Source organism: Azotobacter chroococcum, assembly GCF_004339665.1.
GTDB classification, from domain to species: Bacteria; Pseudomonadota; Gammaproteobacteria; order Pseudomonadales; family Pseudomonadaceae; genus Azotobacter; species Azotobacter chroococcum.
Map to the genome: position 1 here is coordinate 182,880 of NZ_SMMU01000005.1, position 12,305 is coordinate 195,184.

The 12,305-nt window shown below is 64.5% G+C and carries 16 protein-coding genes and 1 pseudogene; 6 read left to right on the forward strand and 11 right to left on the reverse strand.

The features are described from left to right. Window positions 1-122 precede the first annotated feature (122 nt). Window positions 123-779 (reverse strand): TIGR02117 family protein, encoded by a 657-nt coding sequence (locus EV691_RS07140; RefSeq protein WP_131301454.1) that lies wholly within the window; start codon window positions 777-779, stop codon window positions 123-125. 161 nt (window positions 780-940) lie between these two features. Between EV691_RS07140 and xseA the strand changes: the two genes are divergently transcribed. From xseA to EV691_RS07155, 3 genes are read left to right on the forward strand one after another with little or no spacing between them, the layout of a single operon-like run. After that, entirely contained in the window at window positions 941-2,311 is a 1,371-nt protein-coding gene (gene xseA / locus EV691_RS07145; protein WP_131301486.1) for an exodeoxyribonuclease VII large subunit, read from the forward strand. 4 nt (window positions 2,312-2,315) lie between these two features. Then, window positions 2,316-3,080, forward strand: coding sequence for a M15 family metallopeptidase (locus EV691_RS07150; RefSeq protein ID WP_131301456.1), 765 nt, complete (start codon window positions 2,316-2,318; stop codon window positions 3,078-3,080). Between the two features lie 21 nt (window positions 3,081-3,101). Continuing rightward, window positions 3,102-3,926 carry a peptidoglycan DD-metalloendopeptidase family protein gene (locus tag EV691_RS07155; protein WP_131301458.1) on the forward strand — a complete coding sequence of 275 codons (825 nt, stop codon included), beginning with the start codon at window positions 3,102-3,104 and terminating at the stop codon, window positions 3,924-3,926. Between the two features lie 85 nt (window positions 3,927-4,011). Here the strand turns inward: EV691_RS07155 and EV691_RS07160 are convergent, their stop codons facing one another. From EV691_RS07160 to EV691_RS07170, 3 genes are read right to left on the reverse strand one after another with little or no spacing between them, the layout of a single operon-like run. Then, complete coding sequence (locus EV691_RS07160; protein WP_131301459.1) at window positions 4,012-4,380, reverse strand: calcium-binding protein; 369 nt, start codon at window positions 4,378-4,380, stop codon at window positions 4,012-4,014. A 55-nt stretch (window positions 4,381-4,435) separates the two neighbouring features. After that, the gene (locus EV691_RS07165) at window positions 4,436-4,927 is read right to left on the reverse strand and encodes a GNAT family N-acetyltransferase (protein ID WP_131301461.1); all 492 of its coding nucleotides are present in this window, start codon (window positions 4,925-4,927) and stop codon (window positions 4,436-4,438) included. Continuing rightward, window positions 4,924-5,214 (reverse strand): type II toxin-antitoxin system TacA family antitoxin, encoded by a 291-nt coding sequence (locus EV691_RS07170; protein ID WP_131301463.1) that lies wholly within the window; start codon window positions 5,212-5,214, stop codon window positions 4,924-4,926. Before EV691_RS07170 ends, EV691_RS07165 begins: the two co-directional genes overlap by 4 nt. Window positions 5,215-5,444: 230 nt before the next feature. Between EV691_RS07170 and EV691_RS07175 the strand changes: the two genes are divergently transcribed. Both EV691_RS07175 and EV691_RS07180 read left to right on the forward strand, forming a co-directional pair. After that, entirely contained in the window at window positions 5,445-6,887 is a 1,443-nt protein-coding gene (locus EV691_RS07175; RefSeq protein WP_131301465.1) for a TldD/PmbA family protein, read from the forward strand. Beyond that, entirely contained in the window at window positions 6,887-8,206 is a 1,320-nt protein-coding gene (locus EV691_RS07180; protein WP_131301467.1) for a TldD/PmbA family protein, read from the forward strand. The genes EV691_RS07175 and EV691_RS07180 overlap by 1 nt, the downstream gene beginning before the upstream one ends. 229 nt (window positions 8,207-8,435) lie before the next feature. On the opposite strand, the gene EV691_RS07185 is transcribed toward EV691_RS07180, so the two are convergent. From EV691_RS07185 to EV691_RS23795, 4 genes are all read right to left on the reverse strand, one after another. Beyond that, window positions 8,436-8,933: a hypothetical protein gene (locus tag EV691_RS07185; protein ID WP_131301469.1), complete on the reverse strand. Its 498-nt coding sequence runs from the start codon at window positions 8,931-8,933 to the stop codon at window positions 8,436-8,438. 537 nt (window positions 8,934-9,470) lie between these two features. Next, window positions 9,471-9,857: a PAN domain-containing protein gene (locus EV691_RS24235; protein WP_377802333.1), complete on the reverse strand. Its 387-nt coding sequence runs from the start codon at window positions 9,855-9,857 to the stop codon at window positions 9,471-9,473. 16 nt (window positions 9,858-9,873) lie between these two features. Then, entirely contained in the window at window positions 9,874-10,206 is a 333-nt protein-coding gene (locus EV691_RS23285; RefSeq protein ID WP_165496605.1) for a hypothetical protein, read from the reverse strand. Continuing rightward, entirely contained in the window at window positions 10,146-10,280 is a 135-nt protein-coding gene (locus EV691_RS23795) for a LuxR C-terminal-related transcriptional regulator (protein WP_341352492.1), read from the reverse strand. The genes EV691_RS23285 and EV691_RS23795 overlap by 61 nt, the downstream gene beginning before the upstream one ends. 111 nt (window positions 10,281-10,391) lie before the next feature. Between EV691_RS23795 and EV691_RS24240 the strand changes: the two are divergent. Further along, window positions 10,392-10,490 (forward strand): annotated as a pseudogene (locus EV691_RS24240) (hypothetical protein); the annotation flags it as partial. Between the two features lie 33 nt (window positions 10,491-10,523). On the opposite strand, the gene EV691_RS23800 reads toward EV691_RS24240, so the two are convergent. From EV691_RS23800 to EV691_RS07210, 3 genes are all read right to left on the reverse strand, one after another. Next, entirely contained in the window at window positions 10,524-11,102 is a 579-nt protein-coding gene (locus EV691_RS23800) for a hypothetical protein (RefSeq protein WP_242672640.1), read from the reverse strand. Window positions 11,103-11,214: 112 nt separating this feature from the next. Beyond that, complete coding sequence (locus tag EV691_RS07205) at window positions 11,215-11,817, reverse strand: hypothetical protein (RefSeq protein ID WP_207390279.1); 603 nt, start codon at window positions 11,815-11,817, stop codon at window positions 11,215-11,217. A gap of 28 nt (window positions 11,818-11,845) precedes the next feature. Beyond that, window positions 11,846-12,305 (reverse strand): TehB family protein (locus tag EV691_RS07210; protein WP_207901102.1); only part of this gene is annotated, 460 nt, incomplete at its 5' end.

The window sequence follows — 12,305 nt, forward strand, 5'->3', positions numbered from 1 at the left end:
GCAGAAGGCCAAAGCCGAGGAGCCGGGAAGAAGGAAGTTGGCCAAGATGCCAGCTTCCCCCAGCGGGGAGAGGGTGTTGAAAGACATTCCGCTCCGTTGCCCCCTTGGGCAAGACCAACCGTTCAGGGGACTGATCGGGTATTGCACTCAATCTTCGCGATCGACTTCATGATGCTGCCTGCAGTCAATTTGAAGGCAGGAAATATATCCACTCCGGCGCTTCTCAAACCCTTCGCCGTCCACTTATTGCAAGTATTCATCAGGTGATATTCACCCACCCCCTTGTAAAACTGGCTATCCCCATAGATGCCATCTCCCAACCTGCGTATTTCCCCCCTTTCATCCTTGTAAAAACTGCCTTCGATAAAGTCCACCAATGATCGAAGCTCGCCATCGGTGAGACACAACTTCGCCATCTCATGGCCGGAAAAGTACTCATCGGCCGCAACCGGCACAGCAACCACATGCATCACAGACTCGCTCGGCCAGAGTATTGCCTTCAGCATTAGCCTTGAGGTGACCTCTTCAGCCTGATAAAATCCCTCGTCCCCCCAGCCAAACTCGATATAGGCCGTGTTTCCAAACCGCTTCTCCAGTTCCGGAAGCCGTCTTTGCACATCGTCTGCCGGAAGAACGAAGCCCGTATGCCATCCATGACTCACTATATATATTTCGTTATCCCCCTTCCCCGCACTGCCCTCTAAAGAGGGAACCACGGCTGGTTTCACCGAACATCCCGCGATAAGCATCAGCAGTATCACCGACAGAATATTCTTCATGGCATGGCTTTCATGAGCGGTACTTCAGCATAAGACACGGACAACCCCGGAGCGCTACGGCCTTCCCGGCCGCTCCGCCATGAGCACACCGCTACATCCAGGCCGGAACGCGGGTGCCAGCGCGGTTCCCGCCGCCGCCGTGGCGGCTTATCATGCCGGCCATGCTCACCGATCCCTTCCAACGCCTCGGCCTCGACCGGGAAATCCTCACCGTCAGCCAGCTCAACGGCCGCGCCCGCCTGCTGCTGGAGGACGTGTTCGCCCAGGTCTGGGTCGAGGGCGAGATCTCCAACCTCGCCCGTCCGGCCTCCGGCCACCTCTACTTCACCCTCAAGGACCGCCAGGCCCAGGTGCGCTGCGCGCTATTCCGGCAGAACGCCCTGCGCGTGCGCGAGATCCTGCGCGACGGGCTGGCGGTGCGGGTGCGCGGCAAGGTCTCGCTGTACGAGGGGCGCGGCGATTTCCAGCTGATCCTCGACCTGGTCGAGCCGGCCGGCGACGGCGCCCTGCGCCTGGCCTTCGAAGCGCTCAAGGAAAAGCTCGCCGCCGAAGGCCTGTTCGCCGCCGGGCGCAAGCGTCCGCTGCCGGCCCATCCGCAGCGCATCGGCATCGTCAGCTCGCCGACCGGCGCGGTGATCCGCGACATCGTCTCGGTATTCCGCCGCCGCGCGCCGCAGGTCGAGCTGACCCTGGTGCCCACGGCGGTGCAGGGCCGCGAGGCGGTCGCACAGATCGTCCACGCCCTCGAGCTGGCCGACCGCCAAGGCTTCGACGCGCTGATCCTGGCCCGCGGCGGCGGCTCGCTGGAGGACCTCTGGTGCTTCAACGAGGAGGCCGTGGCCCGCGCCGTCGCCGCCTGCGCGACGCCGCTGGTCAGCGCCGTCGGCCACGAGACCGACGTGACCATCGCCGACTTCGTCGCCGACCTGCGCGCGCCGACCCCCTCGGCCGCCGCCGAACTGCTGGCTCCCGACAGCAGCGACCTCGAACGCCGCCTCGACGGTCTGCAGCGCCGCCTGCAGCTGCGCATGCAGCACCTGCTCGCCGCCCGCCGTCTGCAGCTCGACGGCCTGCGCCGGCGCCTGCGCCATCCCGGCGAGCGCCTGCAGCAGCAGGCCCAGCGTCTTGACGACCTGGAGCTGCGCCTCAGGCGCGCCATGCAGCGCCGTCTGCAGGACGGCAGCGAGCGCCTGGCACGCCTCGACACCCGCCTCGCCGCCCGGCATCCCGAACGCCTGCTCGGCCTCCTGCGCCAGCGCCTCGAGCACCTGGGCGAGCGCCTGCCACGCGCCATGCAGGGCGCCCTGCGCGAGCGGCGCCAGCGTCTCGAAGCCGCCGCGCAGACCCTGCAGGCGGTCAGTCCGCTGGCGACCCTCGGCCGCGGCTATGCGATCCTCCTCGACGACCAGGGCCGGGCGATCCGCGCCGCCGCCCAGACCCGCCCCGGCCAGCACCTGCGCGCACGCCTTGCCGAGGGCGAGCTGGACTTGCGGGTCGAAGCCCCTCCTTCCCTCCTGCCGCAGCCGGACTGAACCGATGAACGAGCCGAACCGGGCGATCCCGGCCTTCGCCGAACCCGACTGGGCGCAGGTCGCCCGCATCCCCGTGGCCGAATGCGGCGAGGCGCTGAGCAGCCTGCGCCTGGCCCCCGCACTGCGGATCTACCCGGCCTACCGCCATCTCGGCATCCCCCAGGCGGTCGACGACTGCCAGGTGCGCCAGGAGGTCTTCGAGCGCCTTCTGCGCGCCGCCGAATGCCTGCCCGCCGGCCTGGTGCTGGTGGTGCTCGACGGCTGGCGGCCGATCGCCGTGCAGCAGCATCTGTACCGCACCCTGGAAGCGGCCATGGCCCGCCATCATCCGCAGACCGACGCGGCGACCCTGCAGCGCCTGACCCGCCAGTTCGTCTCGCCGCCCAGCAGCGATCCAGAGGCGCCGAGCCCGCACCTGACCGGCGGCGCGGTGGACGTGACCCTCTGCGACGCCCAGGGCCGCTGGCTGGACATGGGCTCGCGCTTCGACGAGGTCGGCCCGCGCTCGTTCAGCGCCCACTACGAGAGCGCGGCCGCCGGCGACAGCGTTGCGCTGGCGATCCGCGACCACCGCCGCCTGCTGCACAACGCCATGCTCGCGGCCGGCTTCAGCAACCTGCCGAGCGAGTGGTGGCACTACGACTACGGCGACCAGCTGTGGGCCTGGTATCGCGGCCAGCCGGCGGCGCTCTACGGCCCGACCGCACCGCCGACCCTGGAAGGCCTGTGGCAGCAGCAACTGGCCGAACGCTTCGCCAGCCCCACCTGAACCCGACCGCCGGAAGCCACCATGTCACGCCTGCTCGCCGCCTGCTGCGCCCTGCTCCTCGCCCTGCCCGCCCACGCCGACGGCTTCATCTCCCGCCTGCTGGACAAGCCGGTCCCCGGCGGCGTGGCGGTCATCGAGCTGGGCGACGGCCCCACGGCGCCGAAGGTGCGCTACCAGGACAAGCCGGTGCTGACGGTCCGCGAGGACGGCAAGCGCTGGCTCGCCATCGTCGGCATCCCGCTGGCGGTCAAGCCGGGCGAGCAGCGCATCGAGGCGGACGGCCGCAGCCTCGCCTTCCGGGTCGAGCCGCGCCACTACCGCGAGCAGCGCATCACCTTGAAGAACCAGCGCCAGGTCGACCCGAACCCGGAGGACCTTGCGCGCATCGAGCGCGAGCTGGCCGAGCAGACCGACGCCTACCGGCGCTTCGACCCGCGCCAGCCGAGCAATCTGCTGTTCGACAAGCCGGTCGCCGGCCCCCTCTCCAGCCCCTTCGGCCTGCGCCGCTTCTTCAACGGCGAGGAACGCAACCCGCACTCCGGGCTGGACTTCGCCGTGCCGGCGGGCACCCCGGTCAAAGCCCCGGCGGCCGGTCGGGTGACCCTGGTCGGCGACTACTTCTTCAACGGCAGGACGGTGTTCGTCGACCACGGCCAGGGCCTGGTGAGTATGTTCTGCCACCTTTCCAGGGTCGAGGTGAAAACCGGCGACGAACTGCCCCGCGGCGCCGTGCTCGGCCGGGTCGGCGCCACCGGCCGGGCCACCGGGCCGCACCTGCACTGGAACGTCAGCCTCAACGACGCGCGGGTCGATCCGGCGATCTTCATCGGGAAGTTCGAGAAGTGAGTGCGGACGCGGCAATCGAGCGAATCCCCGGCCCTGCTGCACGGACTACGGAGCGATCCAGAGGCGTCGCGCGTCCTCCAGCCACTCAGTAGCGGTATCCGCGTGCGAGCCAGTAGTGCCAGTCGGCAACCGCCTCGCAGGTCGCCTCGTCGCCCGACTGGCACTCCAGCTGGCCGAGAGGCACCGCGAGTTCGGAATCGCCGTACCGCACGAGAACAAGAATTTCGGACATGCAGTCGTCCGCCTCCGCCATGCCGACGACCTGCACCACTTCGCCGACCTTCAGCGGCGAGATCCTGCGCTTCGTCGTGCAGCGGGCCTTGAACGGCACGTGCAGCCGGTCCTGCAAGTAGCAGTGCCAGCCTATCGCGCATTCAACTTCGTCATAGGCATCCACGACAATTTCGTCGGAAATGCGTCTTTCGCGATCGGGTTGCTCTGGCGTCTGTGGCATGGTTACTCCTCTGGGGTCGGCTGCCCCGAATGCCTCGCGAACACCCAGGCAGGACTCAAAGGCTGGCCCTCAAGTCAGCCAAGGTCACCATCAGCATCATCGGATCCAGCGGCGACGGCTCGAAGCCGACCCGTTCATAGAAGGCTTTCGCCTCGAGGGACAGGGCATGAACGATCATCCCGCGAATGCCGACCGTGTCCGCCGCCTGAAGGACACGCCGCGCGGCATCACCCACCAGAGCCCGCCCGAAGCCATGCCCCTGCCAGGAACGATCCACGGCCAGCCGTCCCAGGACGACGACCGGCACCGGGTCCGGCATGTTGCGGCGGAATCGCCCCGGCGCCTGATGGGCAGCGACTGCCCCCGATGCCAGCGCGTAATAGGCCAGTACACGGCGGCCCTCGCAGACGACGAACGTGCGCGATGCGCCGGTCATCTGGTTTTTCAGCGCACGCCGTTTCAGCCAATGGTCCAGGCTTTCGGTACCGGAATCGAAGGATTCGACCTCGTGCCTTTCCGACAAGGGCTCGGGAGCACCGACCGTCATGCCTCGTCCCAGGGCGCCGGTGTCTGCAGCGTCTTGCGCAACCGCTCGTTGGGCTGTGGCGGCATGTCCAGCCGGGCCAGAAACTCGGTATAGGCCTCCGGGCTGGCCGCGATGAAGGTCCGATCGAGCAGAGCCTCCTCGGCTGCCGCACGCGCCGCCTCCAGGATGAAATCCGTGCGGTTCTTGCCCTTCGCCTGGGCGGCACGGTCGATCAGGCTCCGCTCTTCGGGCTTGATGCGGATATTCAGCGTTTCGCGCCTGGGAGGCGCCGAGTTCGATGTAGGCATGGCGAGACCTCCTGCAATTGCCGAAGCATAGCAAGCAGTAATGACGTTGTCATTGCGCATCAGGACTTGCCGATGGAGGCCATCACAAAGCTCCGGCGTCTGGTCACCGGTTGCTGGCCCGGCGGAGGAAACAGAAACAAAAGCTGCTGGCGTGAATGAATCCTGTCCAGGTTTCCCATACCCGCCTCGCTACAATCCGGCCCATCCCCCGCACGCACAGGACCCACTGCATGTTCGAATCCACTTCAGCGCTATTGCGTCAGTTCGCCGCCCTGCGCAGCCGCGCCGACTTCTGGTCGCTGCGGCATGTCCGTGAACTCGGCGAGCATTACCGGGTGCGCCGCAACGTCGCCTTGCCCCCCACCTTCTCGGAAGACAGCGGCGCCATGCTGACGGTGCGCATCGCCGGCGTCGAAGCCTATGCGGCCACCAGCGATCTGACCCAGGCCGGGCTGCAGGCGGCCCTGGAGCGGGCCGAGCAGATGGCCCGCGCCCTGGCTGGGCACGCGCTGCTGGAGGTGCATGAGCTACCGGTGCCGACCGGCGAGGCGGACGACGTGGCGCCCGGCTACGAGCGGCCGCTGGCCGGCCCGGCGCACTGGTACGAGGTGCTGGGCGCCGAATCGGCGCGGGTGCCCCGGGATGCGCGGCTGGTGGACTGGAGCGCCGGGCTCGGCGTCCACTGTGTGGAGCAGATCTACCTCAACAGCGCCGGCGCCTGCCTGCGGCGCGCCCAGCGCTTCGTCTACCCGGCCCTGAGCGTGACCGCCGGCGACGGCCACGACAGCCAGACCCGCAGCCTCGGTGGCTTCAACTTCGGCCAGCAGGGCGGCGCCGAAGTCGTCGACCGCCTTGGCCTGATCGGAGCGGCCCCACGCATCGCGGACGAGGCGCTGCAATTGCTGCTGGCCCCCAACACCCCCGGCGGCCCCCTCGACCTGCTGCTGATGCCCGACCAGATGGTGCTGCAGATCCACGAATCCATCGGCCATCCGCTGGAGCTGGACCGCATCCTCGGCGACGAGCGCAACTATGCCGGCACCAGCTTCGTCCGCTTGGAGGACTTTGGCCGCTACCAGTACGGCTCGCCGCTGCTCGACGTCACCTTCGACCCCGGCCGTCCCGAGGAACTGGCCAGCTACCGCCACGACGACGACGGCACGCCGGCGCAGCGCGAATACCTGATCCACCGCGGTATCCTGCAGCGCCCACTGGGCGGCGCCCTGTCACAACTGCGCAGCAGCCTGCCGGGCGTGGCCTGCAGCCGCGCCTGCAGCTGGAACCGCGCGCCCATCGACCGCATGGCCAACCTCAACGTGGAACCGGGCGACCGGAGCCTGGAGCAACTGATCGGCGGCATCGAGCGCGGCATCCTGATGAGCACCAACCGCTCCTGGTCCATCGACGATGCCCGCAACAAGTTCCAGTTCGGCTGCGAATGGGGGCAACTGATCGAGAACGGCGAACTCAAGGGCGTGGTGAAGAACCCCAACTACCGGGGGATTTCCGCGCGCTTCTGGCGCAACCTCACCGCGGTGGGCGACGCGGACACCGTCGAAGTGCTCGGCACGCCCTACTGCGGCAAGGGCGAGCCGAACCAGGCGGTGCGCGTCGGGCACGCCTCGCCAGCCTGCGTATTCAAGAATGTCGACGTTTTCGGAGGAGCCGCCTGATGGACGCCCGTGAGCATTTCCATGACCTGCTCGCCAGCCTGCGGCCGCTGCTGCGTGCCGGCGAGAACTTCACCCTGGACTACCGCGCCGAGGCCTCGGAGTTCGTGCGCTTCAACCAGGCGCGGGTGCGCCAGGCCGGGCAGGTGCAGCAGGCGTACGCCACCCTCGCCCTCTACCTCGGCGAGCGCCACGCCCGCTTCGAGCTGAGCCTGAGCGGCGTCGCCGAGGAAGACCGCAGCCGCTTGCGCCATGCCCTGGAACGGCTGCGCACGGTGGTGCCGGCGCTGGCCCCCGATCCCTACCTGCGCCTCAACCGCGAGCCCTGGCGAAGCGAGAGCGCCGAGCCGGGAACGATACCGGACGGCGCCGCGGTCATCGGGCAGATCGTCGACGCCAGCACGGGCCTCGACTTGGCCGGCATCTACGCTGCCGGCCCGCAATACCAGGGATTCGCCAGTTCCTGGGGCGCCCTCGGCTGGCACGCGGCGAGCAGCTTCAACCTCGACTGGAGCCTGTTCCACGCCAACGGCCAGGCGGTCAAGAGCGCCTATGCCGGCCAGTGCTGGGACGCCCAGGCCTTCGCCCGGCGCATGGCCTCGGCGCGCGAGCAGCTGGAATACCTCGGCCGCCCGGCGCGGACCCTGGCGCCGGGCGACTACCGGGCCTATCTGGCCCCGGCGGCGCTGGACGAAATCCTCGACATGCTCAGCGGCGGCTTCTCGGCCCAGGCCCTGGCCAGCGGCGGCAGCCCCCTGCAGCGCCTGTTCGCCGGCTCGGCACGGCTCAGCCCGCTGCTGACCCTCGACGAACGGATCGACGGCGGCCTGGCCCCGGCCTTCACCAGCGAAGGCCCGCGCCGGGACCTGCGCCTGCTCGCAGGAGGCCTTCCGGGCGAACGGCTGGTCGGCTCGCGCAGCGCCGCCGAATACGGCCTGAGCGCCAACGGCGCGGGCGCTCACGAATACCCGCTGTCCCCGGTGGTGACGGGCGGCGCGCTGGACGAGTGCGACATCCTGAGCCGCCTGGACACCGGCCTGTACATCGGCAACCTCTGGTACCTCAACTTCTCCGACCGCCCGGCCGGCCGCCTGACCGGCATGACCCGCTTCGCCACCTTCTGGGTGGAAAACGGCCGCCTTCAGGCACCGGTCAACACCATGCGCTTCGACGACTCGGTGTTCAGCTTCCTCGGCCCGCACCTGGAAGCCCTCACCCGCGAGCCCGAGATGATCCTGCCGTCAGGCACCTACGGCGCGCGGCAGAGCGGCTCCAGGACGCTGCCGGGGGCGTTGCTCGGGCGGTTTACTCTGACGTTGTGACGCGGTGTCCGGGCGGGTGGCGACGACCACTCGCCCGGGGGCAGGAGCCTGGCCTTTACGGGCTACCTTCCATCGCTGTGGCGGCCAGGGAGCATGAATGCGGCGGCGCTGGAGACATTTCCCATATGGCGCTGCGCAACTTGGAGCTGGCTCTGCGGCGGGAGGGACATCAGCAAGCGCAGGAACTGGGGTGATTTTGTGGGGATCACTCAGACTCTGCTTGCCTTTTCTAACTCGCTCTCGTGATGACAAATGTTCCCACCGTTCCGATGGGGGCACCGCCGAGTTCGGTGTCCGGTTTCGTATCAGGACCGCGAACTGCCCGCACCGAACCGCGGACACTCAGAACCTTCCCGGCGGCATTAACGATCGGCAGTTCTGGAAACACCCAGCCGACGAGTTGATAGATCGCGCCTTTTATCGGCCCTTCCATTCCGGTGCCGGTAGCCTCAAACGTAGCAGGGGTATTCTCCGATCCAAAAGTGCCCTTTGCCGAAACTACCAACTCGACACGGGGACGGAAAGACAAGGTGCCATCCAGTGTATAGCCATCAGAGGTTTTGAACGCTTGGCCACACAAGAGCGTACCTTTAGCCCATTTCTTTGCAGTAACTACGGTACCAGGCTCAGCAGAGTCCTCAGCAGGTATTGGAAGCACCAAAAAGCTCTGATAAATCCAATCTTGGAACTCAAATAAGGGAAACCATGAATCTGTGTCAGTTGCCATCGTTTTTCTCCTTTATTTTTGTATAAATAGTGACCAAAGTGGACAGATTTATTTTTCATTCGGGGTCCGCGACCTGCCCTGTCTACGCAGCTCTATACGCAACCCCGAAAACTGCTCTACCTTATCCACAAACCGGCTATTCCCGGTAAGCTGTCCACGCTGCAATGCTTGGCGGATCAGCTCCAACTCACCGGATGGGATGGCTTGATCGACAAAGTGCTCATAACACCAACTACAATTTTCCATGGTACTGCCCAACGTCTCGAAGCAGGGATCGCAATCTGGCCAACTGTCAAAACTCTGGTTCGCGCACGATAACTTGACCAGGGATAGTTCGCTGCATTGGCAACCATGTGAGCCCAAACTGGAGTGAGTTCGATATACCAACTGCATGCCGAAGCAAAAATGGGACAAATTTATTTGCCCAAAGCATTATCGTCCGGCGAGTCGAGCGCCGCGGACAAAGGAAACAAACTCAAAATCTTCTGACCAAATAAACCCATACTCTTGCCTCTACTCCCTTTATCTCTATTATCTCTATCTTGAAACCTTGATAAAACAGGTATATCCCGACTGCCGACTATCCCCACGGGTAATTATTGTCCCTTCTTTAGATGCTGGACGCGAACCGTCAGACCCAAATAGCTGGCAATAGTTTTTATTTTTGGCCATTGCAAAGCCCTGGCAATTTTGATTTTGACCACAAGTCATCTCGCACTTTTCCAAAGTCCATTCGTCATACTCATTCCACCTGGGGTACTGCCCACTATTATCTCGACAAACGCCTGCATGATCAATTGACCAAAGTGAACCTCCAAAAGAGGGGACTGAAAATAGAAGGGAGAAAGACAATGCAATCAAGGCTCTCTTCACAATATTCTCCTTATGAGAGCGATCAACTGAAAAAGTAGTCGCGCCCGTCATAAATTGAATTGCAATGCTATAACGGCGTGTTTGAAACAACTCGCGATACCTCCAAAAACATCGCAACAACAACGATCACGCTACCGCCACCCACCCGCACTAGTGAAAAATGACAGCCGCCAAAAACATATTGAAACTGGCTAATAAAGCCGAGAAGGAAAAAGCCGGAAAACAACGATGGTGAGAAAAAGATAGTCACACATACATACGCAGCAAGCGGCTGCCATATAAAAAGCCGCTTGGAATTACCCATCAACCGACGAGCGGCAACCCTGCCGCTCCGCTTCCCTACTCCAACAAACCCAACTCCCGCACCTGCAGTTTCCCGTAGAGGTTCTTCAGGTGCCATTGCACCGTTTCCACGGAGATGTCGAGGGGGCGGACGATTTCCTTGTTGGACTGTCCGGCGGCGCCCAGGCGCAGGGTCTGGCTTTCCCGTTCGCTGAGGGTGAACGGCGGTTAGGCGCAGTCGTCGCCGCCGAGGCGTTCGCGCAGGATGGCGAGGTAGCCCGAGAGGTCGCTGCCGCCCACAAGCCCGAGGAAGGCCTGCCGTCAGGCACCTATGACGCACGGCAGAGCGGCTCCAGGACGTTGCCGGGGGCGTTGCTCGGGCGGTTTACCCTGACGCTTTGAAGAAACAGTCCCGTTCGTGGCTGTTCGCGGCCCCTATTGTTCGACATCCGGCGAGTCGAGCGGTTGGGGTTGGGAGTCCCGAGTAGCCCGCTCCTCCTTCGCCGCCTTCGACGACTTCCATTTCGAATAGAAATACGCCCCACCCGAGAGGGCGCCCGTTACGGCAGCGGCGGCACCGACAATGGGGGCGGCCGTCACGATCAGGGGCGCACTAGTCAGGCCAAGGGCAACCCCTATCGCACTCAACCCGCTCGGGGCGACGAGCACCGCACCGGCGCTCACCACGCCGGAAGTGATGCCCAGCCCCATCGAGACCGTGTCGATCCTGTCGGCCACGTCCTTGTGATTCGCATCGAGCTCCCTGACCTTGGCCACGACCTTGCCGGGAATGTTCTTCGTCCCGCTTGCCGCAGCCGCCGTCAGCGTCATCGCCTTGCCGAGGGCAGCCCTGGCGTATCCGTGGGCGATGGTCTTGCGGGCCGACTTTTCGGTCGTCGATGCGGCCGCCGCGTCGCCAGCCTGGTCCTGGACGGATGCCTGACCGTCATCCGCCAGCGACGATGCCCCGGAGGCCGGCTCCCCTGGTTTCCCGATCCGTTCTTTCACGTTCATGGCCTCATTCGAGTTTTCCCATCGACCGAAAATACCCGATCGCTCGGTGAGCGACACAGGCGGCGGCAAAGTCCGAGCGCAATACCCGATCATTTCGGCAAGGGTCCTGCACTCAGAACTTGCCGCCGCCCGATCTACGAATCAATCGCCCTTTTGCCGAGACACGAGCACTGCGCCAGCGTTTCCACGACCAGAACAGGGCAGCCAGCATCACGCAAAGTCCGATCAACCGGATCATACCGGCGATATGTGTATCCCAGGTCAACACACCCCAGCGACTGAAAATCTCGGTCCAGTCGTGATCGCCGCCACCGACCAACGGCAGTTCGTGAGCACGGGCATCGGCCATATAACGCCCGACATTCAGCAGACACTCGCCGAACCACACCAGTGCCACGGACCAGCCCAGGCCATGCCGTTGCCGCCGGAAATGGCCGGCAAACAGCGCAGGAAACAGGAGCTGGAAAAGGGTGCCGCCATAAACCGCCAAACCCGGCACCAACAAGCCAAAGATGGGATGTCCCGCCTCATGGAACGCCAGGTTGGCATTATCGAGCAGAAACACCCATCGGTCGGGCGTGAAGAAATGCTGCCAGCCGATGTAGGCGACCGACAAGGCCAATCCAATTACCGCTATTCCTGTAACAGGCCGCCATTCTGCGGAAGCTGTTTCGCGCCAGGACTCCAAGATATCCTCCAGCCGCTGGATAAACATGTCCGGCACGTTACGCGACAGGCAGCGCTCATGCGCTGCGTGAGTTCAATATCACCTGAAACAAGCGGAACATGGTTCGGTTGCGATCGTGGACAAGCGAGTTACTAAACTCGACAAAGAACCTGACCGGGCCATCCGGACTTACTTCATGCGGGACCTGAGGCTCGACGACACCACATCGATCGGATGTCAGGAGAATCTCGCTCACCTCCGGCGCCAATATCCGATAAAGCAGCCTGCCTTCCAGCACCACGATCTTCGCCCAAGCCCCCTCCTTCGTCGTGTGCTGCCGCAATAGGCCCGGAGGCACCGTTTCCTCTGTGAAGACCGGCGTTGTCTTATAGGGTCGAACCTCTTCCGGCAGGACTTTCATTGGAGATGTTCCTTTTTGTAGGTTCTTCGCGGAATCCTGGGAAAGCGAGGATTGACAGTCAGGGAAGCAGGTAAATTGGCAGTCGCCAAACTCACCAACCGCTGCCCCCTGCTGT